General features: G+C 29.4%; 20 protein-coding genes. 10 read left to right on the top strand and 10 right to left on the bottom strand.

Annotated elements, in window-relative coordinates:
• The first annotated feature begins 3 nt into the window (after positions 1–3).
• Positions 4–819 (top strand): sugar phosphate nucleotidyltransferase, encoded by an 816-nt coding sequence (locus AC5SLO_RS02565; RefSeq protein WP_494573622.1) that lies wholly within the window; start codon positions 4–6, stop codon positions 817–819.
• On the top strand, positions 816–2,114 hold the full coding sequence (locus tag AC5SLO_RS02570) for a UDP-glucose dehydrogenase family protein (protein WP_494573623.1): 1,299 nt from the start codon (positions 816–818) through the stop codon (positions 2,112–2,114). The genes AC5SLO_RS02565 and AC5SLO_RS02570 overlap by 4 nt, the downstream gene beginning before the upstream one ends.
• Here the strand turns inward: AC5SLO_RS02570 and AC5SLO_RS02575 are convergent.
• From AC5SLO_RS02575 to ruvX, 6 genes are read right to left on the bottom strand one after another with little or no spacing between them, the layout of a single operon-like run.
• The gene (locus AC5SLO_RS02575) at positions 2,111–2,572 is read right to left on the bottom strand and encodes a RidA family protein (RefSeq protein WP_494573624.1); all 462 of its coding nucleotides are present in this window, start codon (positions 2,570–2,572) and stop codon (positions 2,111–2,113) included. The two genes, AC5SLO_RS02570 and AC5SLO_RS02575, sit on opposite strands and share 4 nt — an antisense overlap.
• Before the next feature lie 2 nt (positions 2,573–2,574).
• Positions 2,575–5,169, bottom strand: coding sequence for a type I DNA topoisomerase (gene topA / locus AC5SLO_RS02580; RefSeq protein WP_494573625.1), 2,595 nt, complete (start codon positions 5,167–5,169; stop codon positions 2,575–2,577).
• Between the two features lie 37 nt (positions 5,170–5,206).
• The gene (gene plsY / locus AC5SLO_RS02585) at positions 5,207–5,782 is read right to left on the bottom strand and encodes a glycerol-3-phosphate 1-O-acyltransferase PlsY (RefSeq protein WP_494573626.1); all 576 of its coding nucleotides are present in this window, start codon (positions 5,780–5,782) and stop codon (positions 5,207–5,209) included.
• Positions 5,783–5,784: 2 nt separating this feature from the next.
• On the bottom strand, positions 5,785–7,071 hold the full coding sequence (gene pyrC / locus AC5SLO_RS02590) for a dihydroorotase (protein WP_494573627.1): 1,287 nt from the start codon (positions 7,069–7,071) through the stop codon (positions 5,785–5,787).
• Positions 7,072–8,013 (bottom strand): aspartate carbamoyltransferase catalytic subunit, encoded by a 942-nt coding sequence (locus AC5SLO_RS02595; RefSeq protein WP_494573628.1) that lies wholly within the window; start codon positions 8,011–8,013, stop codon positions 7,072–7,074. It lies immediately after the preceding gene.
• Positions 8,014–8,055: 42 nt separating this feature from the next.
• Complete coding sequence (gene ruvX, locus AC5SLO_RS02600; RefSeq protein ID WP_494573629.1) at positions 8,056–8,511, bottom strand: Holliday junction resolvase RuvX; 456 nt, start codon at positions 8,509–8,511, stop codon at positions 8,056–8,058.
• Between the two features lie 51 nt (positions 8,512–8,562).
• On the opposite strand from ruvX, the gene gatC reads away from it, so the two are divergent.
• The 8 genes from gatC to AC5SLO_RS02640 all read left to right on the top strand — a co-directional run bounded on the left by gatC (position 8,563) and on the right by AC5SLO_RS02640 (position 17,743).
• Positions 8,563–8,850, top strand: coding sequence for an Asp-tRNA(Asn)/Glu-tRNA(Gln) amidotransferase subunit GatC (gene gatC / locus AC5SLO_RS02605; protein WP_494573630.1), 288 nt, complete (start codon positions 8,563–8,565; stop codon positions 8,848–8,850).
• Positions 8,850–10,307: an Asp-tRNA(Asn)/Glu-tRNA(Gln) amidotransferase subunit GatA gene (gatA, locus tag AC5SLO_RS02610; protein WP_494573631.1), complete on the top strand. Its 1,458-nt coding sequence runs from the start codon at positions 8,850–8,852 to the stop codon at positions 10,305–10,307. Before gatC ends, gatA begins: the two co-directional genes overlap by 1 nt.
• Positions 10,308–11,783 (top strand): Asp-tRNA(Asn)/Glu-tRNA(Gln) amidotransferase subunit GatB, encoded by a 1,476-nt coding sequence (gene gatB, locus AC5SLO_RS02615; RefSeq protein WP_494573632.1) that lies wholly within the window; start codon positions 10,308–10,310, stop codon positions 11,781–11,783.
• Positions 11,784–11,910: 127 nt separating this feature from the next.
• Entirely contained in the window at positions 11,911–14,298 is a 2,388-nt protein-coding gene (locus AC5SLO_RS02620) for a spermine/spermidine synthase domain-containing protein (RefSeq protein ID WP_494573633.1), read from the top strand.
• Positions 14,299–14,359: 61 nt separating this feature from the next.
• Positions 14,360–15,010 carry an O-methyltransferase gene (locus AC5SLO_RS02625; protein WP_494573634.1) on the top strand — a complete coding sequence of 217 codons (651 nt, stop codon included), beginning with the start codon at positions 14,360–14,362 and terminating at the stop codon, positions 15,008–15,010.
• Positions 15,010–15,915, top strand: a complete 906-nt coding sequence (gene trhO, locus AC5SLO_RS02630) for an oxygen-dependent tRNA uridine(34) hydroxylase TrhO (protein ID WP_494573635.1) — start codon at positions 15,010–15,012, stop codon at positions 15,913–15,915. Before AC5SLO_RS02625 ends, trhO begins: the two co-directional genes overlap by 1 nt.
• 9 nt (positions 15,916–15,924) lie before the next feature.
• Positions 15,925–17,295, top strand: a complete 1,371-nt coding sequence (locus AC5SLO_RS02635; RefSeq protein ID WP_494573636.1) for an MATE family efflux transporter — start codon at positions 15,925–15,927, stop codon at positions 17,293–17,295.
• Positions 17,258–17,743 carry a thermonuclease family protein gene (locus tag AC5SLO_RS02640; protein ID WP_494573637.1) on the top strand — a complete coding sequence of 162 codons (486 nt, stop codon included), beginning with the start codon at positions 17,258–17,260 and terminating at the stop codon, positions 17,741–17,743. Before AC5SLO_RS02635 ends, AC5SLO_RS02640 begins: the two co-directional genes overlap by 38 nt.
• A gap of 34 nt (positions 17,744–17,777) precedes the next feature.
• Here AC5SLO_RS02640 and AC5SLO_RS02645 read toward each other — a convergent pair whose 3' ends face one another.
• The 4 genes from AC5SLO_RS02645 to AC5SLO_RS02660 are packed head-to-tail and all read right to left on the bottom strand — an operon-like array spanning position 17,778 to position 22,924.
• Positions 17,778–18,518, bottom strand: coding sequence for an amino acid ABC transporter permease (locus AC5SLO_RS02645; RefSeq protein WP_494573638.1), 741 nt, complete (start codon positions 18,516–18,518; stop codon positions 17,778–17,780).
• A 38-nt stretch (positions 18,519–18,556) separates the two neighbouring features.
• Positions 18,557–19,324 carry a transporter substrate-binding domain-containing protein gene (locus AC5SLO_RS02650; protein ID WP_494573639.1) on the bottom strand — a complete coding sequence of 256 codons (768 nt, stop codon included), beginning with the start codon at positions 19,322–19,324 and terminating at the stop codon, positions 18,557–18,559.
• Positions 19,325–19,359: 35 nt separating this feature from the next.
• A complete protein-coding gene (locus tag AC5SLO_RS02655) occupies positions 19,360–19,923 on the bottom strand; it encodes a sarcosine oxidase subunit gamma (RefSeq protein ID WP_494573640.1) in 564 nt (187 codons plus the stop codon).
• Complete coding sequence (locus AC5SLO_RS02660; protein WP_494573641.1) at positions 19,916–22,924, bottom strand: sarcosine oxidase subunit alpha family protein; 3,009 nt, start codon at positions 22,922–22,924, stop codon at positions 19,916–19,918. Before AC5SLO_RS02660 ends, AC5SLO_RS02655 begins: the two co-directional genes overlap by 8 nt.
• Between the last annotated feature and the right edge of the window lie 6 nt (positions 22,925–22,930).

Raw genomic sequence — 22,930 nt, forward strand, 5'->3', positions numbered from 1 at the left:
TATATGATTAAACAAGCAATTATTCCCCTTGCAGGACTTGGAACAAGACTGCTACCTCTCACAAGTGTTTTTGCTAAAGAACTTTTACCAATTAACGGTAAACCAGGAATAGAATATATTTTAGATGAATGTATTAATGCTGGTATAAAAGAAGTAATTTTTATTATCTCAAAAAAAAAATTAATGATAAAGAATTATTTTTATAACGATAAATTTTATAAAGATATTATTAAAAAGAAAAAAGACCAAAGGATCATTAAAGAGTATAAAAAAATATTAAAATACAAAAAAATGATTAAATTTGTATTCCAAGAAAAACCACTAGGAACAGGTGATGCTGTTTTAAAAACAAAAAAATTTATTAAAGATAAATATTTTTTAATGTTATTACCTGATGATCTAATAATGAAAAGTAATTGCTCAAAGTCTATGATTTCTATTCATAAAAAATATAACTCTTCTGTTATGGCGAGCATGAAGGTTAATAAGAAAGATGTTTCTAGATGGGGTATTTACAATATAAAAAAGAATATTGATAAAAATAATTTTATAATCAAAAATGTTGTAGAAAAGCCTTCAATTAAATCTGCTCCATCAAAAAATGCTGTTATTGGTAGGTATATTTTGCCTAAAACAATTTTTAAAAAGTTATCAAAGTTAAGACCTGGTAGTGGTAAAGAAATTCATATCACTGATGCTATTCAATCTTTGATAGATGAAAATTATAGATTTATTGGACATAACTTTAATGGCAAATATTTAGACTGTGGAACAATGAACGGTTATATTAACTCTACTTTAGAAATTGCGAAGATATGAAACTATGTATGATAGGCACTGGCTATGTAGGTTTAGTAAGCGGTGTTTGCTTTTCTGATTTAGGTAACGACGTCATTTGTGTTGATAAAGATTCAAATAAGATTAACAATCTTAAGCAGGGCATTATTCCTATTTATGAGCCTGGTTTAGAAGAGTTAGTTTTAAAGAATTTTAAAAACAACAGATTAAAATTTACAACTAATTTAAAAGAAGCTGTTTTAAAATCTGATATTATTTTTATATGTGTTGGAACACCTACCAAAAAAAATAGCAGTGCTGCTGATTTAACACAGGTTTATGATGTAGCTAAAGAAATTAGCAGATCTATTTCTAAATTTAAGATTATTATTACTAAATCGACTGTCCCTGTTACTACGGGAGATGAAATTGAAAAAATAGTATCAAAAAAAATATCAAAAAAGTTATTTTCTGTTGTTTCAAATCCAGAATTTTTAAGGGAAGGTGAGGCTATAAGAGACTTCATTTACCCTGACAGAGTTGTAATAGGTACATCAAATAAAAGATCAAATAAAATTTTAAAAAATCTCTATTCTCCACTTATATCTAAAGGTGCAAAATATATTAATACCTCAAGAAGAGCAGCAGAGTTAATCAAGTATGCGTCTAATGCTTTTTTAGCCACAAAGATAACCTTTATTAATGAACTTTCTAATCTATGTGAAAAAATAAATGTGAATATTGAGGATATTTCTATTGGAATGGGTCTTGATAAAAGAATTGGTAGTCGTTTTTTAAGAGCTGGTCCGGCTTATGGTGGATCATGCTTTCCAAAAGACACGAAAGCCATTGTTTCAACTGGTGACAAATTTAAAACAAATTTATCAGTAATCAAAAGTGTAATTAAATCTAATGACAATAGATCATCTTTATTACTTAAAAGAACTTTTGAAATTTTAAACAACAAGATAAAAAATAAGAAAATATGTTTTCTAGGTGTAACATTTAAAGCAAATACAGATGATATGAGAGATTCGTCCAGTTTATCTATGATTCCTTCGTTACATAAAAAAGGTGCAAAAATTAATTACTTTGATCCTACTGGTGAGAAAAATGATTTTAAGAAATTAAAAAATGTAACATTTTCTAATGATATTAAATCTGCAATTTCTAACTCAGATCTAATTATTATTCACACTGAATGGAATGACTTTAAATCAATAAATTTTAACAAACTTGTTAAAAACAAAAATTTTAAAATCTTTGACATGCGAAACATTTATTCAGCAAAAAAAATGACCGAGCAGAAAATTAAATATTTTGCTATTGGATCCTAGTTTAATTCAAATATTGCATCAACTTCTACTGACACGCCTAGAGGTAAACTATTAGTACTAACTGCTGCTCTGGTATGCATTCCAGCTTCACCAAAAACTGATACAATTAAGTCAGAGGCACCATTAATTACTTTTGGTTGTTCAGTAAAATCTTCTGTAGAATTTACAAATCCGGTTAACTTCACACATGATTTAACTTTAGAGAGGTCATCATTGCATGCTTTTTTTACTTGAGAGATAATATTTAGGCCACATCTTTTAGCCGCTTCATACCCATCTTCAGTGCTTAATTCTTTGCCAATTTTACCTTTAATTAGCTCACCATCTACATTAGTAGAAATTTGTCCTGATATAAAAAGCATTTTGCCAATTATTTTTGATGCCACATATGAGCCTACAGGATCTCTTGCTTCTGGTAATTTTAATTTTAATTCGTTAATTTTTTCATCATAATTCATTTTTATTTACCTTTTTTCTTTTTTTTATTTTTTTTATTTCTATCGTATTCTTTTCTTTTCTCAATTAATATTAAAGCTTCTTCCATATTTAACTCCAATGGGTCTTTTTCTTCAGGAATAGTTGCATTTAAAGATTTATACTTAATGTAAGGTCCATATTGACCTTTCATTACTCTAACTGGTTTTTTGTCCTCAGGATGTTCTCCTAGATCTTTAATTATAGATGCTGACATTCTTCCAGGTTTAGCTTCTGCTATTAATGTTATTGCTCTATTTAAGCCTATAGAAAAAATTTCTTCTACATTCTCAATTCTTGCAGATTTATTTTCACATTTTAAATAAGGGCCAAATCTACCAGAATTTAATATAATATCTTTTTGATTTTCAGGATTGATGCCTAAACTTTTAGGTAATGAACATAAGAATTTAGCTCTATCAAGATCTATACTATCTAATGTAATTCCTTTAGGTATAGAGACATTTCTTAAATTATTATCTTCTTTTTCTATTTTCTTTTTTTTTGTTTTCTTTTTCTTTTTTGTTTCAACAATAGCTTCATCTTTTAATTCCTCAATTTTTTCATATTGTAAGTAGGGACCAAATCTTCCATTTTTAAGATACATGTCATTACCATTTTCATGTTTTCCTATAAACTTTGGTTCTGCCAGTTGGGATTGAGCAGCTGCTTTAGCTTTAGATAATGGTCTAGTAAATTTACACTCTGGATAATTTGAACAACCTATAAAAGCACCACCTCTAAAGCTATTTTTTAAACTTAATGATCCCGTATCACAAAGTTTACATTGTCTATTTATATTACCTTCTTTATCTCTTTCAAAAATTAAACTACCAAGACTGTCATTTAAAAGGTCTAAAACTTCTCTAGTTCTTTTTTCTTTAACATCAGACACATTTTGATTGAAATCTTTCCAAAACATTTCAAGAACTCTAATCCATCCTTCTTTGCCTGTAGTTATGTCATCTAATTGATTTTCTAATCCAGCAGTAAAATTATAATCGACGTATTTAGAAAATAATTTTTCAAGAAATGCAGATATTAATTTTCCTCGGTCAGTAGGATGAAATCTTTTATTTATAGTTTCGGCATAACCTCTAGTTGATATGACTGATATTATACTTGCATATGTTGATGGTCTTCCAATTCCTAATTCTTCTAGCTTTTTTACTAAGCTTGCCTCAGAATATCTTGGAGGAGGTTGTGTAAAGTGTTGTTCGTCTAATAAGGCTTCAATATTTATTGGCCCTTTGTTCATTTCTGGAAGAATATCTTCATCTTCTTCTTTCTTATTATCGTTCATAACTTTTAAGAATCCATCAAATTTAATCACCGAACCACTAGCTTTACAAATGGTTCCATTATCATCTGAAGTTATTGTAATAGTATTTCTGTCAAATTGAGCAGGCTGCATTTGAGAAGAAAGGGCTCTACTCCAAATTAAATCATATAATTTATGCTGATCAGGACTTAAATATTTTTTAACAGACCCAGGTGCACGCATAATATCTGTTGGACGGATTGCTTCATGTGCTTCTTGAGCATTTTTTGCTTTTTTGCCAGAATAACTAGCTGCCTGATCAGGCAAATATTCACTTCCAAATTGATCCTTGATATATTTTCTGAAAGTATCTACAGCATCTTTAGATAGATTTGTACCGTCTGTTCTCATATAGGTAATTAAGCCAATAGTTTCTCCCTCAATTTCTATTCCTTGATACAATTTTTGAGCGATTTGCATTGTACGTGATGCTCCAAACCCCAATCTACCTGAAGCAACTTGTTGAAGAGTAGAAGTTGTGAATGGACCAGAAGGATTTCTATTTACAACTTTGCTAGAAATATCACTTATTTGAAATTTTTTAGATTGAACGGTATTTATTGCTTTTTCGATTTCATCTTTATTTTTGAATGAAAATTTTTCAATTTTTTTATTCTCTAGTTGAGTGATGCTAGCGAGAATACTATTTTTATTATTATCATTAAATTTAATACTTAGTGTCCAAAATTCTTCTGGATTAAATAACTCAATTTCATGCTCTCTTTCAGTAATAAGTTTTAAGGCTACTGATTGAACTCGACCTGCAGATTTTGATCCTGGCAATTTTGTCCACAGTATAGGTGATATGTTAAAGCCAACTAAGTAGTCTAGAGCTCTTCTAGCCATATAAGCATCAACAAGTAAAGGTTCAATTTGCCTAGGATTTTCAATGCCGTGAACTACTGCTTTTTTGGTTATTTCATTAAAAACAACTCTTTCAACATATTTATCTTTTATTAATTTTTTTTCATTCAAATATTCTTTTACATGCCATGCTATTGCTTCACCTTCACGATCAGGGTCTGTTGCCAAAATTATTTTTGAAGAAATTTTAGCAGCATCAGTAATTTCCTTAAGATATTTTTTAGAAAAACTATCAACTTCCCATTCCATTTTAAAATTATTTTCTGGATCAACAGATCCATTTTTTGATGGAAGATCTCTAATATGTCCATAGCTTGCTAAAACAATATAGTTATCACCTAAATACTTATTAATAGTTTTAGCTTTAGCGGGACTTTCTACGATGACTAGATTCATTATAAAACAAACTACTCAAAAGCTTTTGATAGTCAAATCAATAAATTTTTGTCTTTGTTTCTTCTTTATTTTTCAGGCGTTTAACGTTTTCTCTGTGAGTATAGAGTATTAAAATAAACATTATCATAAAAAAAATTGAATTATGATTTCCAAAAATGAATAAATAAAGTGGAATAACCAAACTTGCAATTATTGATGATAAAGATGAAAATTTTGAAATGACAAATATAATTCCCCAACTAACAACAAAAACAAAACCTAGAATAATATTTATAGAGAAAAGTATACCAACATAAGTTGCAACACCTTTTCCACCTTTAAATTTTAGCCATACAGGAAATACATGACCCAAAAATGCACATAAAGAAGCTATAAAAACATATTCTGGATAGTTAAATTTTACAAATAAAACTGGAATAACTGCTTTTGCTATATCTAGGGCTAATGTCGTATATCCTAAAGCCTTATTACCAGTTCTTAGGGCATTCGTTGCACCAATATTCCCTGAGCCAATATTTCTAATATCTTTTTTTAAAAATATTTTTGTGAGTATAAAACCAAAAGGTATAGAACCAAGAACATATGATACTAATGCAATTAATAAATATTCCATTATTATAATTTAAATAGTTCTTCACCTTTTACAAATGTATTTGTTACTTTACCTTGGAGTTTTTTATCTTCTATCGAAGTATTTTTAGATTTTGATATCAGTTTTTCTTTTTTTACAATCCACGGTTTATCAATATCAACTATACAAAAATCAGCTTCATTTCCGACTGAAAGATTACCTTTGTTTATCTTTAATATTTTAGCTGGGTTTGATGTAAGTGCTTTAATTATAGTTTCTAATTTTACTGATCCGTTATGATATAATTCTAAGCTTAATGAAAGTAGTGTTTCAATACCTGATGCACCGGTAGCTGCTTGAGCAAATGTTAATCTTTTTTGCTCTTCATCTTCAGGCTTATGATCTGAAACAATTACATCAATAGTACCATCCTTTAACCCTTGTACGAGCCCAATTCTATCTTCTTCTGTTCTTAATGGTGGTGATAATTTTAAGAAGGTTCTGAAATCCCCAATATCATTTTCATTTAATGATAGATTGTTTATAGAAACACCAGTTGTAAATTTAACTTTTTCTTTTCTTTCTTTAATTATTTCAATTGATTTTGCAGCAGATACTTGTGATATATGATATCTACACTTTATATTTTCTAGTAACGTTAGATCTCTCTCTATAATTATTCTTTCAGCCACTGAAGATATTCCTGATAGTCCTAGTTTTGTTGCAATAATTCCTGAATTGATCATTCCATTTTTAGATAACTCATAGTCTTCAGCATGCTGCATAATTAGAGTTCCAAGATCTTTAGCAGAATTCATTATACGAGACATTAATCTAGTATTTTGAATAGTTTTTATACCATCTGTAAATCCAATTATACCTCTGCTTTGAAGTAGACCAAATTCTGTCATTGTAATTCCTTCAATGTTTTTTGTAAGGGCTGCACTAGGAAACACGTTAATTTTAGATTTATCTCTTCCACGTCTTTTTAAAAAATCTACAATTGAAACATTATCTATAATAGGATCTGTGTTTGGCATAGTGACAACTGAAGTTACACCACCAGCAAGAGCTGCATTACTTAAGGTTCTAAAATTTTCCTTGTATTCATAACCTGGCTCACCTGCAAAAACTCGCATATCTACTAATCCTGGAAATATATATTTTCCCTTTAAATCAATAATCTTTTCTCTTGAAGGTATATTGTTCGTGTTTACTTTTTTGCCAATAGCTTCAATAGAACCATCTTCAGCAATAATCATTCCACCATTTTCTTTAATTGAATTATGAGGATCAATTATATTAGCATTTATAAAGTATTGTTTTTTCATTTATTCACAAAATATTTTTAAACAAGCCATTCTTACAGCCACCCCAAGCTCAACTTGTTCTTTAATTACACTCCTGTTGATATCGTCAGCTAACTTTGTATCTATTTCAATACCTCTATTCATTGGCCCTGGATGCATTATTAATGCATCATCTTTTGCATGTAATAGTTTGTCAGGAGTTAAACCATAATATTCATAGTATTCTCTATTTGAAGATAAAAATGAGCTAGTCATTCTTTCATTTTGTAATCTTAACATCATCACAATGTCACAGTCCTTTAATCCTTTTTTCATGTCTGTAAAAGTATTTACTCCAAATTTTTCTATCTCTTTTGGCATTAAATTAGATGGTGCAATAATATTAACTTCTGCTCCTAACATATTGAGCAGATAAATATTTGATCTTGCAACACGTGAATGTTTTATGTCACCACAAATTGCTATCCTTAAACCTTCAATTTTTTCTTTTCTATTTATAATCGTTAAAGCATCTAATAAAGCTTGAGTAGGGTGTTCACGACTTCCATCACCAGCATTAAGTACAGCACAATTTACTTTTTGAGACAAAAGATTACATGCTCCAGAGTCTTGATGTCTAATAACAATAATATCAGGATGCATTGCATTCAAGGTCATTGCTGTGTCTATAAGTGTTTCACCTTTTTTAATTGCAGAATTTGCCATATTCATAGACATGACATCTGCACCAAGTCTTTTACCAGCTAGTTCAAACGAACTTTGTGTTCTCGTAGATGGTTCAAAAAATAAATTGATTTGTGTCTTACCATTTAAAATATTTGTTTTTTTGCTTTTACTTTGATTTAATTTAATAAATGATTTTGCTTCATCTAGAATTAGATTGACATCATTGATGGATAAATCTTGAATACCTAGGAGGTGTTTTTGAGAGATTTTAATAGCTTTATTTGTTTTACTTGCCATTAAAATTAACTCTATAACTATTAATAGGCACTATGGCAAGTATTAATTATTCAAATAATCTATTGCCCCTTGTAAAATAAAGGCAGCAGCATTTTGATCTATAGTTTTTACTCTTTTAGATACATTAACATCCAATAAACTAGAAAGATTAAATGCCCCAACCGTTGAAAGTCTTTCATCCCATAGTATCACTGGCAGATTAATTGATTTAGATATATTTAAAGCTACATCATTAACAGATTGAGATGATCTGCCCATGCTACCGTCCATATTGACAGGGTTCCCAATAATTATCCCTCCAATATTGTTTTCTTTGATAATAATTTTAAGTTGGTCGATTAGTTCATTGGTGTTTGTTTTATTGATAGTTTTAAATGGTGTTGCAATTGATTGCTTCTCATCGCATATGGATACACCAATTCTTTTAGAACCCAAATCTAAACCAATAAATCTGACTTTATTTGCTTGTTTTAATTTGAATTCTTCAATTGTGATCATATTGTATATTTTAAACTTAAGTGATAGTTTGCCGAGATATTTAATTATCACATGACTATTGATCTTAAAACAATAAAGCACATATCAAAATTATCAAGGATTTCTGTAGAAGATAGTAAAGCTAAAAAATTGGCTGGAGACCTGAATTCGATATTTGATTTTATAGAAAAATTAAATGAACTTGACACTGAAAATATTGAACCTTTAACCTCTGTTGCTGAAATAACTTTAAAATTAAGATCTGATGAAGTTAAAAATGAAAATATTAGAGAGCAAATATTGAAAAATTCACCTGATGAAAATGAAGATTTTTTTGTCGTACCAAGAGTTGTTGAATAATGACCAATATTACTTCATTAACATTGTCTGAATTAGTAAAAAATATTAAAGATAAAAAACTATCCTCAGAAGAAACTACAAAAGCTTACATAGAAAGAGGAGAAAAATCTCAAGATTTAAATACATATATCACTGAAGATTTTTCTAATGCTCTTAAAAAGTCAAAAATTTTTGACCAAAAACCAAATTTTAGTTTAAAACTACCTGGGGTCCCCATTGCAGTTAAAGATTTATTTTGTACTAATGGAGTAAAAACAACTGCGGGAAGTAAGATGTTAAGCAATTTCATTCCAACATACGAGTCAACAGTCACTCAGAATATTTGGAACGAAGGTGCCATCTTACTTGGTAAGTTAAATTGTGATGAATTTGCAATGGGATCTTCTAATGAAACAAGTTTTTTTGGAAATGTTCAAAGTCCAATAGATAAAGATCTTGTCCCTGGTGGTTCATCTGGTGGTTCAGCATCAGCTTTAGCTGCTAATTTAACTCCAATTACAATTGGTACTGATACAGGAGGTTCTATTAGACAGCCCGCATCATTTACAGGAACTGTAGGGTTAAAACCAACTTATGGAAGCTGCTCAAGATATGGGATAGTTGCTTTTGCATCTTCTTTAGATCAAGCAGGTCCAATGTCTAAAAATGTAAAAGATTGTGCTTTGCTTCAAGAAGTTATTAGTACCTACGATGAAAAAGACTCAACATCAATAAACTTTAAAAGAAATGAGTACAGCAAGGAGTTAACAAGCAATATTAAAGGTATGAAAATTGGAATTCCTAAAGAATATAGAGTTGATGGCATGCCTAAAGAAATTGAAGATTTATGGTCTAAAGGGATTGAATATATAAAAGATTGTGGTGCAGAAATTATAGAAATTACACTGCCACATACAAACTATGCTTTACCAACTTATTATATTGTAGCTCCGGCAGAAGCGTCTTCAAACTTAGCAAGATACGATGGTGTAAAATATGGTTTTAGGTCTAAGGGTGAAAATCTTATTGATATGTATGAGAGAACTAGATCGGAAGGATTTGGTAGTGAGGTTCAAAGAAGAATAATGATTGGAACTTATGTCTTGTCATCAGGTTACTACGATGCATATTATTTAAAAGCGCAAAAAGTTAGAAAATTAATTAAAAACGATTTTGATGATGCGTATAAAAAGGTTGATGCAATTTTAACCCCCTCAACACCCAGTGCTGCTTTTAAGATTGGGGAAAAAACTAACGATCCAATTTCGATGTATTTAAACGATATATTTACAGTACCAGTTAATCTAGCTGGTTTACCTGCAATTTCCATACCAGCAGGTTTGGATGCTAAGGGTTACCCGTTAGGACTTCAAATTATTGGAAAAGCCTTTGATGAGCAAAAAATATTAAACATTGCTTATGCAATGGAAGAAAAAATTCAATTTAAAAATAATATTACTGATTGGTGGATTAAGTAAATGTCAAAAGATAAATCAGAATATCTAGTTGAAAGAGGAGACAACATCTATGAGGTAGTCATTGGTCTTGAAGTCCATGCGCAAGTAACCTCAAATTCTAAATTATTTTCATCATCATCAACAACTTTTGGAGCTGAACCCAATACACAAGTAAGTTTAGTTGATGCTGCTTTTCCTGGAATGTTACCGGTTATTAATGAATTTTGTGTTCAACAAGCAATTAAAACTGGCATTGGATTAAAAGCTCAAATTAATAAAAGATCAGTTTTTGATCGAAAAAATTATTTTTATGCAGATCTTCCACAAGGGTATCAAATTTCTCAGTTTAAATATCCCATAGTAGGTGAGGGCACTGTAATACTTGATATGCCAGATGGTCAAAAAGAAGTTGGTATAGAAAGACTTCATTTAGAGCAAGACGCTGGAAAAAGTATACATGATATGGATCCACAAAATACATTAGTAGATTTAAATAGATCAGGAGTAGCATTAATGGAAATTGTGAGCAAACCTGATTTAAGATCACCCGATGAGGTGAGTACTTATATTAAAAAGCTAAGATCAATTATGAGGTACTTAGGTACTTGTGATGGAAACATGCAAGAAGGTTCTTTAAGGGCGGATGTAAATGTTTCTGTACGATTAAAAGATTCTAAAGAACTAGGGACACGTTGTGAAATTAAAAATGTCAATTCAATTAAATTTATGCAAATGGCAATAAATTATGAAGCAAATAGACAGGTTGATTTAATTGAAGAAGGAAAATCAATTGATCAAGAAACAAGATTGTTTGACACTAAAAAGAATGAGACTAGATCAATGAGATCAAAAGAAGACGCTCATGATTATAGATATTTTCCAGACCCAGATTTATTACCACTTGAAGTATCAGATGAATTTATTGAAAAACTTAAAAGTAATATTCCAGAACTTCCTGATGATAAGAAAAAAAGATTTATTGATGAATTTAAGATTTCTTCCTATGAAGCGACAATATTAGTTTCTGACATTGATATAGCAAAATATTTTGAGGAAGTTGTTGCCAAAATGGGCAAGAACAAAGATATGAAGCTAGCCGTTAATTGGATTACTGGTGAGTTATTTGCAGTTTTAAATAATAGAAACTTGGAAATTTCAGAAAGTCCAGTAAGTGCAAAAAATTTAGCTAAACTTATCAACTTAATTAAAAATGGAACTATTTCTGGAAAAATAGCCAAGTCAATTTTTGAATTAATGATAGATAATGATAAAGACCCTCAAATTATTGTTGAGGAAAAAGGTTTAAGACAAGAAAGTGATCCAAAAGCTTTAGAAGCATTAATAGATAAAATAATTGATACCAATAGAGAAAAAGCTATTGAATATAAACAGGGTAAAGAAAAACTATTTGGTTTCTTTGTTGGCCAAGCAATGAAGGTTTCTGGTGGTAAGGCTAACCCTCAATTAGTTAATGAAATATTAAAAAGAAAACTCTAATATTGTTCACAATATATTTGACTAGATATAACAAAACTATCTTTTAACTCATTTTTTTGCCGTTTATTAAGAATAATTAATATTTTATAGTTGTTTTTATTATTATTAAATATAAGTAATCAGCTTAATGATGTTTCATTTTAAAAAAATTTCTATCATATTTTTTTTTACTTTTTTTTCTTTAATAACGTCCTTTTATTTTTTTTTTAATGGATCTCCTTTTCTTAGTCTTTATGAAAATGGATTAGACAGTGTTTTACTAAATATCATAAAATCAGAAACACCAGATCGTATTCAAGATTTAATCGTACAATTAGATGAAAATTTCTTTAAAGTGATGACTGGTTTTTTACTTTTTGTTATCATGTGTTTTCTTTTATTGAATTCAAAAAAAATCATTTTTTCCAATAATTTTTATAACACTTTTAAAACTCAAGAGTTTGATTCTAAAAAAATAAAAACTAATATTTATTATTTAATTGCTGTTGCTGCTGGACTTGGCTTATTTATAGAGCTTTCAATTATTAGAATTCATTCATCATATTTTCAATTATTTGCTTATTTTAAAAATCTAAGTCTATTATCATGTTTTCTTGGCTTAGGTATTGGATATTCGTTTTCTAAAATAAAATTTTATTCGTTAAATTGGACTTTTCCAATCATAATTCTTCAAATATCTTTCATGTACTTACTTAAAGACACTCCAGTAACCCAATTTTTTCAAAATCCTATTTCTGAAATTTGGAATATGGGGCAGGCTCCTGCTATCGGTTTTCTTCATATAATTTTAATTTATTTTTTTATTTCAGTAATATTTTTATTAAATGCTGTAGCTTTTGTACCATTGGGACATCTAGTAGCTAAATTAATGTATAATTGTGACACTTTAAAAGCCTATAGTTATGATTTGTTAGGGGCAATTTTTGGTATAGTTTTATTTACAGCACTTTCTTTCACATGGACTGGACCAATTGTGTGGTTAATAATAGCTTTTACATTTTTGATTTATTTCCAGCACAATCTAAATTTTAACATAAAATTTAATTCTTTATTTCTAATATTATTGGTTTTGTGTTTTAATATATTTAGCAATCCCAGTAAAATGGATCTTCATTCACCGTACCAAAACGTTTCAGTTTCATTTACTCAAAATGAAGCCACACCAGTCATAGTACAATCTAATAATCTTTGGTTACAAACACCAATAAATTTATCAAATAAATTTTATCAAGATAAAAATATAACGTGGCACAATCTTTATACTATCCCTTACAATACAACAGGAAAGAATTTTAAAAAAATTTTAATAGTAGGGAGTGGTACGGGAAACGATGTTGCTACAGCTTTAAGAGACACAAATGCAATAATTGATGCTGTAGAGATAGATCCATTAGTAGCTGATTTAGGAATTAAATTTCATCCTGAGCAACCATACTCCAACAAAAGAGTAACTTTAACAATCAATGATGCTAGAAATTTTATTAAGGAAACAAACAAGCAATATGATTTAATAGTCTATAGTCTTCTTGATTCTCATGCTAGTTTATCTTCAAAAGGTGGTGTTCGTTTAGATAGTTATGTTTATACTGTTGAGTCTTTTTTTGAAGCAAAAAAGAAAATTAATGAAGATGGAATGTTGTTTTTAAGCTTTGCTATATCAACGGAAGAAATGGGAAATAAAATTTATAAGATGTTAAAATTGAATTTTGACTTAGATCCTATTATTTTGACAAATAGTAATTCTGCTAAAAAAGATGTTTTTAAAGAAGGCATTTATGCATTTTTAGTTTCAAATAAAAAAGTAAATTTAGATTTGTCTAACACTTCTTATTTTACAACCAATTTATTTAAGGATAAAAAATTTTATGATGATGTGGATATTTCAACAGATGATTGGCCATTTTTTTACATGTCTTATAGAATCTATCCACTTTCTTACACAATTTTAATTACAGTGATATTCATTATTTCTTTAGTTTTTTTAAAGAAACACACTAAAATGAGTTACAAAAAATTTTCATTTACAAGCTTTTTTTTAGGTGTTGGGTTTATGCTGATGGAAACAAAGGGAATAACAGAACTCGCAAAAATTTATGGCAGTACCTGGATAGTTGTTAGCGTTGTAATAACCACAATATTGCTGATGGCATATTTAGCTAATTTATTAATTATTAAAAAGATCAAAATAAGCGTTAATAAGATCTATTTTTTATTAATAGCATCTCTTTTTATAAGTTATTTAGCTACTTTTATTGATTTTTATAATTATCCAACTTTATTACTAAAGTTTGTTGTTCCAATTCTATTAACATTTCCTGTGTTTTTTTCTGGCTTAGCTTTTTCTAAAGAACTATTAGCTTATGGATCTACAGCAAACGCCTTATCTTGTAATGTACTTGGTGCTATAGTTGGAGGTTTATTAGAATACAATTCAATGTACTTTGGTTTTAAATTTTTGTATTTATTGGCTATTATTTTTTATTTGTTTGCATTTTTTGCTTCAAAAAGATCTTGAAAAAAGTGCATATAATATTTTTTTTGTTATAAAATTTTATGCGTACTTGATATGAAAAATCATGAACAAGAACTTAAAAATTACTGAAAAACTTGAAGAATATATAAATAATTTTAGTTTAAAGTTAAATCCCATCCAGCAAGAAATCATCGATTATAATAATACACTTGGAGACGTTAAGAGAATGCAAGTAGCAACATCTCAATGTCATTTTCTTCATTTAATTATAAAAACCTCTAACATTAGAAATGTTCTTGAGATTGGTACTTTTACGGGGTTAAGTGCGCTTTCAATTGCTTTAGCATTACCAGAGAATGGTAAACTAATAGCTCTTGATAAAAATAAAGAGACCAACAAGATTGCAGTAAGTTTTTTTAAAAAAGCTAATCTTAATAATAAAATTCAAACAATTGTTAAGCCTGCATTAGATAGTTTGGAAGAATTAAAGAATAATAAATTCGACATGGTTTTTATTGATGCTGATAAAATGAATTATAAAGAATATTACGAAAGATCTTTAAAACTAGTGAATAAAGGTGGATTGGTTATTGTAGATAATGTTTTGTGGCACGGTGAAGTTGCAGATGAGAATAATTTAGATAAATTCACTGTAAATATAAGAAACTTTAATGATTATGTTACAAACGATAATAGAGTGGAACAAATTATTGTACCTTTAGGTGACGGAATGACTGTTTGCAGAGTGTTGTAATGTTTGATGTATTTGGATTTTACAAATTTAAAAAACTTACCTCATTAAAAAAAAATAAGGTCTTACTTCAGAATTATTTAATAAAAAAAAATATCAGAGGAACAATAATTATAGCGAGTGAAGGTGTAAATGCAACAATCTCAGGAAAAGCTAACGATCTAAAGTCAACTATAACCAAGATTAAAAAGATTTTAAATTTTAAAAAGTTTGACAGTGAAAATATTTCAAAAAGTAAATTTCAACCTTTTCATAAGCCAAAAGTGAAAATTAAAAAAGAAGTAGTTCCCATGGGTCTTTCTTTGTCATCTAAAAATAAGAAAGATAATCATGTAGATCCTAAAAAATGGAATAAGTTAATTTATGATAAAAACACATTAGTTTTAGATTCAAGAAAACCATTTGAATATAATGTAGGTACCTTTAAAAGATCAGTTAATCCTGATGTTGCTAATTTTAGAGAATTTCCAAAATACCTAAATAAGTTAAAAAAAACAAAGCCAATAGCGATGTTTTGTACTGGTGGAATTAGATGTGAGAAAGCTTCAGTATTTTTAGAAAAAAAAGGTTTTAAAAATGTTTATCAATTGAAAGGTGGAATTTTAAATTATTTAAAAAATATTAAAAAAAAAGAAAGTCTATGGAATGGTGAATGCTTTGTTTTTGATAACCGAATTAGTGTTAAACATGGATTAAAGGTTGGCAGTTATTCAATGTGTAGTGGATGTAGAAAACCTGTCTCTCCAAAAGATAAAAAGTCTAAAAAGTATGAAGAAGGTGTTTCTTGCCCAAATTGTCATGATAGTTTGACAATTGTTCAGAAAGAAAGATTTAGAATGAGACAAAGTCAAATAAACCTTGCTAAAAAGGCTGGTTCAAAGCATAAATTCCAAAAAGAATTTAAATAGGAAAATCATTTGTCTAAAGCTATTAACTTAACAAAAGATCCAATTTGGTCACTACTTCAAAAAGTAACGATACCTGCTAGTGTAGGTTCTTTATTTCAAACTTTCTATAATTTAGTTGATACATGGTTTGCAGGAAGAATTTCTGCTGAAGCTATAAGTGCTATAGCTAAATCATTTCCAATATATTTTGTAATTATTGCCGTTGGTGTTGGTATTGGGGCTGCAACAAATTCATGTATTGGTAATCTTTTAGGTCAAAAAAAAATAAATAAAGCTTCATTATTTATTGCTCAATCAATAATTTTTGCATTAGTTACTTCAATCGTTGTAACTTTATTTGGACTAAACGCTGCTGATTTTCTTTTGAGCGTTATGGGATCTGATGTAACAGGTATTGCTTTAACTAGAGAGTATTTAGATATCATTTTTTATGGAACGTTTATTGTGATGATTCAAATCTCTTTAAATGGAGCTTTGAATGCGCAGGGTGATACCAAGAGTTACAGAAATGTACTTATTTTTAGTTTCTTTTTAAACATTTTTTTAAACCCTTTGTTTATTTGGGGATATGGAATTATCCCTGCATTTGGAATAGGGGGACTTGCTATTGCAACTGTCATATCTCAAACAATTGGAACTATTTATTTAGCTTACAAAATCAATTCTTGTAAATTAAAAAAATATTTATCAATAAATTGTTTTATACCTAAGTTTATTCTCCTAAGAGAATTGTTCATGCAAGCTACTCCAATTATGATTAGTATGCTTTTTATTGGTGTGGGTATCTTTAATATATTGTATTTTATTGGACAGTTTGGAGATCTTGCAACTGCTGGTTATGGTGCGGCTTTAAGAGTAGAACAAGTTTTTTTACTTCCTGTAATTGGATTAAATACAGCCGTCCTTTCAATTGGTGGACAAAACTTTGGTGCAAAAAAGTACAATCGTATTCGTGAACTTTATACCAAAGCTTTAACCTTTGGATGTTCTTTTATGGCTGCTGCAGGTGTAATTTTGTTTTTTGGAGCAGAATTCTTTGTTTCTTTATTCACAGAAAACCAAGAAGCCATTTATCATGGAGCCATTTATCTAAAAATTGCTGCTTTAATTGCACCAATTTATCCTGTATTTTTTATTACCACAGCAGTATTTCAGGCTCTTAAAAAACCAATTTTTAGTCTCTATCTTAGTATTTTGAGATTAACAGCTTTTCCGTTTTTATCTTTATGGTATGTAATTAATATTAGAGGTGGTGACTATGCAGACATTTTTTATACAATCATGGCAACAAACTGGTTTATGGGTATTGCAGTAATTATATTTATTGGATATTTTTTAAATAATGTTTTTAAACAAAAGAAAAGCCATTTTACTTATTAGCATAAGTTTAATAATATTTTTTTTAACATACAATCAAGTTAAGTCTCAAATTATTAGAATAGTTGATGGAGATACAATTCATCTTAATGGAGAAAAGATCAGATTTACTGGTATTGATACTCCAGAATTAAAACAAACATGTGTGAAAGCTGGTGTTAGTGACCCCTGTGGAATTACCGCAAGGCAGATACTTATTGATAAAATAGGAAATAATACTGTTGAGTGTATTGTAGAGGGACAAGATCAATACAAAAGAAGCTTGGCTGAATGCTTTGTAAACAAAGAAAGTCTATCTAGTTATCTTGTAAGAAAAGGTTATGCTTTTGCTTATATAAAGTATTCAAAAAAATTTATAGCAGATGAAGACTATGCAAGAATGAATAAAATTGGCATGTGGTCGATGGAGTTTGATTATCCTTGGGATTATAGAAAATCTAAAAAAAATTAAACCTAAAGATTACTTTTTTTAACAGTCTTAATTCTTAATTATTACCATCTCTTTTGAGGCGATTTTCAAACTTTCTTACAAAAAATGAGACAATTAAGATCAAAACTAAATATTCTAAAATTAAGAAGGTATAAATTTCTAATGGTCTATAAGTAGACACAACTAATTCATTAGCCTTTCTTGTTAAATCACCAATACCAATAATTGAAACTAGTGAGGACATCTTTAATACATATACAAATTGATTGCCTAATGCAGGTAAGATATTTTTAATTGCCTGAGGAAGGATGACTAATCTTAACCTTTGATAAAAAGTTAATCCAAGTGTTGACCCTGCTTCCCACTGAGATTTTTTTATTGAGTTTATACCAGCTCTAAATATTTCTGCTTGAAAAGCACTCTCACTTATCGCAAGTGCAATTATTCCAGATACAAAGGGACTAAAACTTATTCCAGTCATTATTGGAAGTCCATAATAAATCCATAAAATTAAAACAAGCAGGGGTATAGCTCTTACAATTTCTACATAGCAAACATTTATGTATGTTAAAAATCTATTTTTAGCTAAAGATGGAATTGCAACAATAAACCCTAATATTGCTGATATGATTATAGATACTACTGAAATATAAATTGTTGTAGTTAAACCACTTAATAAAAATTTAAGATTTGTTAACCCTTCAACATTATTGGGTGAAAGAATAAACCAGCCTAATTCTTGGCCACTACAAGAAGTAAGGGTTATAAATAAAAGTAAAAAAATTAAATTTTTCACTTTTAAATTATAATTGATTAAAGAATATTATCTAATCTTTATAAGCTTTTTAAATTATATTTTGCTAAAAGTTTATCAAAGAAACCAGAGGATTTTTTATCTTTAATCCACTTATTTACATAATCATTCCAAACTTTATCATTTTTATTAACCATCATAGCTAAAAAAGCAGGATTTTTTTCTCCATCAGGAACAATAGCTAGCTCAGGATATGTAATAACTAATTTATTTGCCTCAGTAGAGCTTGTAATATTTCCATCTGCTCTTCCAGCTAAAACTTCTTGAAAATCTCTTGCTGGCGCTTCAACAGATCTTAGGTTTGATTTTGGAAAAAACTCCTTTGCTTTTTCTTCTTGTGAAGTTCCTAGTGTTGTTGCAATAGTAACATTACTGTTGTTCAATGAATCCCATGTCGAATATTTTTTTAAATTCTTTTTAAGCACCAATGGTACAGTTCCATATTTATAATATGTGTCAGTAAATCCAGCTACTTCTGCTCTTTTTGGTGTTTTCGTAACACTTGTAGAAATATCATATCTTCCTGCAGTAATTCCAGAAACTATAGTTTTCCATTCTGTAGGTACAAATTTAATTTTAACACCCATATCTTTAGCTAGTTCGCTCATTACATCAATATCAAAGCCTTTATACTTATTTGTAGCAGGATCTTTCAGAGTCATTGGATCCCAGTCACCTGTAGTTCCAACTTTTAATTCACCAGAAGATAAAATCTGATCAAGTTTAGATTCTGCGTTAAGTGAGAAGGGTAAAAGTGCTAATAGCACCACAAAGAGTATTTTTTTCATAATCTAAATATACATAAAAATTAATGTGTGTAAGGTTATAACCTTGACGCACTATCACTCATCCAGGAGTGTAAATGTTGGGAAAAAGAGCGCCTAATAAACAAATCCACATTATTTATCTCTTTATGGTGAATAACAACATCAATATGAGCTAGAATCGTTTGAACAACCAAACCTTTTTTCGTTTTAAAATTATTAAAGTTAAAAGGCGAGCCTGTTGCTAGTAAATCAAAAACCTTACTACCCTTAATATTTAGCATTACAAACTGATCACTTACATCAGTCACTGCACCCAATTTAACTTTTGATATATTTCTAATTAACTCATCTTCAACTTCATATGTATTATTGTCTTCACTTACAGTTTCATTTGATATTAACATCCATTCATCAGGGCTTAACCAAAAAGCAGTTAACTTTTCAGTTGAAGTAGAAGTATTAGCTTCTGTCGGTAAAAGCATATTGAGATTTTTTCCAATTGCCGTCATAAATTCTTTTGTTTTGCCTCTTATGATTAGTTTCATTATAGGTTTAATTTCTTTTATTTCTAAATCAGAATAAGCGATATCACCTTTAATAGATGTTTTATAGTTAAGCATTTAACCTTTCATTTTCTTTGTCAAAAAAAACAGGGTTAACAATTGTGACGTTAATATTTTTGTTTTCCATTGGAATAAATAATTTTTGACCAAGCATATTTTTTCCACCCCTAACTACAGCTAGTGCAATTGATTTATTTAGATTGGGACTATAATAACTCGAAGTAACATGACCTAACATTTCAACTGGTTTTTGATTTATATTAGCTATTATTTGAGCACCTTCTTCCAATACCTCTGATGGATTATCTGTTAATAGACCAACCAGTTGTTTACGGTCCTCTCTCATAGTGTCTGATCTATACAAAGACCTTTTTCCAATAAAGTCATATTTTTTCTTACTAACAATCCAGTCCATTTGCAGGTCTATAGGCGTCATCGTTGCATCAGTATCTTGACCAACAATAATAAATCCTTTTTCTGCTCTTAATAAGTGCATCGTCTCAGTGCCATAAGGTGTAATGTTGAACTCTTCACCGGCCTCCATACATTTTTTCCATAAAGCTTCACCATAATTTGCCTGAATATTGATTTCATAACTATGTTCACCCGTAAAACTAATACGCATAATTCTACATTTAATATTATCTATTTTGACATTTTTGAACGACATATGAGGAAAATTTTCATCAGAAAGATCAATGTCTGGTGCTAATTTTTTTAAAATCTTTTTACTATTTGGTCCACAAATACTAGCTGTTGCATAATGATCAGTTACCGATGATAGGTAAACATCTAGTTCAGGCCATTCGGTTTGAAGATAATCTTCTAATTTTCCAAGTACATTCGCTGCGCCCCCGGTTGTGGTTGTCATTATATAATGATTTTCATCTAGTCTAGTTGTAACACCATCATCATAAACCATACCATCTTCATTGAGCATTAAACCATAACGACATTTTCCAATAGTAAGTTTTGACCATGCATTTGTGTAAACTCTATTTAAAAATTCAGAAGCGTCTGTTCCTTGAATATCAATTTTACCAAGCGTTGAAGCGTCTAATATGCCTGCACTCTCTCTTGCTGCTTTACTTTCTCTTTGTACGGCTTCATGCATGGTTTCATTATTTTTTGGATAGTACCAAGCTCTTTTCCACTGACCTACGTTTTCAAATTCAGCCTTATTTTCTATATGCCAATCGTTCATAGGCGTTCTTCTAAATGTATCAAAAAATTCACCAACATTTCGTCCAACAATTGTTCCAAATGTTAAAGGGGTGTAGGGAGGCCTAAAAGTTGTAGTTCCAAGTTCACCCATTTTTACACCTGCAGTTTCTGCAATAATACCAAGTGCATGCATATTACCAAGTTTGCCTTGATCGGTACCCATCCCTGTTGTTGTATATCTTTTTACATGCTCAATTGATCTGAAACCCTCTCTTAGAGCAAGTTTAATATCTTTTGCTGTTGCATCATTTTGATAATCAACAAAGGGTTTGGTCTTTCCTAAAATCTTATCAGAAGGAAGCAACCAAATATTTCTAAAATCCTTATCTTTAGGACATTTTATTTCTAAATTGTCATATTCAGTTTCGTTTATATTTAAAAATTCTTTTATAGATTTTACAGAGCTGGTTATTACATCATCAATTTCAAAATCACCATTACAAGATCCGATACTTATTTGATCGGAAGAGTATTTATTTGGTATAAAAACCTGATCTTCATCTCTAAATTTTAATTTACCACCTGATTGAGTAAAAAGATGTACCGCTGGTGTCCATCCTCCCGCAATAGATAAACAATCACAATTCAATATAATTTTGTCAGAACCACTAAATGATTGTCCATCTTTAGATAGTTTCATAATTGTAATTTTATTTATTCTTTTGTAACCCCCTGTATCCACTACTGCATAAGAGTTATATATTTTAACTCCTAGATTTTGAGCTTCTTTTGTAAATTCTGTATTAAATTTTTCTCTAATATCGATTATTGCATCTACATTAATTCCTTTTTTTATCAAAGAAATTGCAGCCTCATAGGCTGTGTCATTATTAGTAAAGAAGATATTTTTTTGACCAGTTGCTACACCATAATAATCAGCATATTTTTTAACAGCCGAAGCAAGCATAATGCCAGGTCTATCATTGTTATTAAATATTAATGGTCTTTCTAATGCTCCTGTTGCAACAATAACTTTTTTAGCTCTTATCTTTAATAATCTTTGTCTTACTTTATTTCTTTTATCTGAAAGAGGAAGATGATCTGTTAAATTTTCTCTTGCTAATAAATAATTATATCCATGATAAGCTGCCACACTAGTTCTTGTTTTAATTTCTAAATTATCAATTTTTTTTAAATCATTAATTTCATTTTCTAACCAGATTGATGAATTTTGATTATTTATCTTAATATGATCTGTATCTTGGTAGATTGTAGTACCACCAAGTTCATTTTTTTCATCAATCAATAATGTTTTTAACTCATTTTTTGCAGCAGTTTTTGCAGCTAAAATTCCTGCAACACCAGCGCCTATTACAAGAACATCACAATGAACATATTTATGCTCATATATATCTGGATCAGGTTCAGTTGGTGACTTCCCCAATCCTGCTGAATGTCTTATTAAAAATTCATATTTTTCCCAAAAATTAGCTGGCCACATAAACGTCTTATAATAAAATCCTGCAGGCAAAAGGGGAGATATAAAATTATTTATACCTCCTATATCAAAGTTGACACTCGGCCAACAATTTTGACTTGTAGCCTCTAAACCATCATAGATTTCAATTTCAGTAGCTCTAACATTTGGTTCTGTAATTGCTGTATTATTATTAACCTGAACAATTGCGCTAGGCTCTTCAGAGCCTGCCGTCATTATTCCTCTTGGTCTGTGGTATTTAAAACTTCTTCCAACTAAGTGAACATCATTTGAAAGGAGGGCTGAAGCTAATGTGTCTCCTTTAAATCCATAGTAAGTTTTATTATTGAACTTAAAAGCAATCTTTGTTGTTTCATCAATAAAATTACTAGTTTTTACTCTTAACTTTTTTTGCATATAAAA

Source organism: Candidatus Pelagibacter sp. PS_44, assembly GCF_059417735.1.

Excerpts from the sequence above, each read along its gene's own strand:
- AC5SLO_RS02565 (WP_494573622.1), top strand. The coding sequence starts at position 4 with ATGATTAAACAAGCAATTATTCCCCTTGCAGGACTTGGAACAAGACTG.
- AC5SLO_RS02570 (WP_494573623.1), top strand. The coding sequence starts at position 816 with ATGAAACTATGTATGATAGGCACTGGCTATGTAGGTTTAGTAAGCGGT.
- AC5SLO_RS02575 (WP_494573624.1), bottom strand. The coding sequence starts at position 2,572 with ATGAATTATGATGAAAAAATTAACGAATTAAAATTAAAATTACCAGAA.
- topA (WP_494573625.1), bottom strand. The coding sequence starts at position 5,169 with ATGAATCTAGTCATCGTAGAAAGTCCCGCTAAAGCTAAAACTATTAAT.
- plsY (WP_494573626.1), bottom strand. The coding sequence starts at position 5,782 with ATGGAATATTTATTAATTGCATTAGTATCATATGTTCTTGGTTCTATA.
- pyrC (WP_494573627.1), bottom strand. The coding sequence starts at position 7,071 with ATGAAAAAACAATACTTTATAAATGCTAATATAATTGATCCTCATAAT.
- AC5SLO_RS02595 (WP_494573628.1), bottom strand. The coding sequence starts at position 8,013 with ATGGCAAGTAAAACAAATAAAGCTATTAAAATCTCTCAAAAACACCTC.
- ruvX (WP_494573629.1), bottom strand. The coding sequence starts at position 8,511 with ATGATCACAATTGAAGAATTCAAATTAAAACAAGCAAATAAAGTCAGA.
- gatC (WP_494573630.1), top strand. The coding sequence starts at position 8,563 with ATGACTATTGATCTTAAAACAATAAAGCACATATCAAAATTATCAAGG.
- gatA (WP_494573631.1), top strand. The coding sequence starts at position 8,850 with ATGACCAATATTACTTCATTAACATTGTCTGAATTAGTAAAAAATATT.
- gatB (WP_494573632.1), top strand. The coding sequence starts at position 10,308 with ATGTCAAAAGATAAATCAGAATATCTAGTTGAAAGAGGAGACAACATC.
- AC5SLO_RS02620 (WP_494573633.1), top strand. The coding sequence starts at position 11,911 with ATGATGTTTCATTTTAAAAAAATTTCTATCATATTTTTTTTTACTTTT.
- AC5SLO_RS02625 (WP_494573634.1), top strand. The coding sequence starts at position 14,360 with ATGAACAAGAACTTAAAAATTACTGAAAAACTTGAAGAATATATAAAT.
- trhO (WP_494573635.1), top strand. The coding sequence starts at position 15,010 with ATGTTTGATGTATTTGGATTTTACAAATTTAAAAAACTTACCTCATTA.
- AC5SLO_RS02640 (WP_494573637.1), top strand. The coding sequence starts at position 17,258 with ATGTTTTTAAACAAAAGAAAAGCCATTTTACTTATTAGCATAAGTTTA.
- AC5SLO_RS02650 (WP_494573639.1), bottom strand. The coding sequence starts at position 19,324 with ATGAAAAAAATACTCTTTGTGGTGCTATTAGCACTTTTACCCTTCTCA.
- AC5SLO_RS02655 (WP_494573640.1), bottom strand. The coding sequence starts at position 19,923 with ATGCTTAACTATAAAACATCTATTAAAGGTGATATCGCTTATTCTGAT.
- AC5SLO_RS02660 (WP_494573641.1), bottom strand. The coding sequence starts at position 22,924 with ATGCAAAAAAAGTTAAGAGTAAAAACTAGTAATTTTATTGATGAAACA.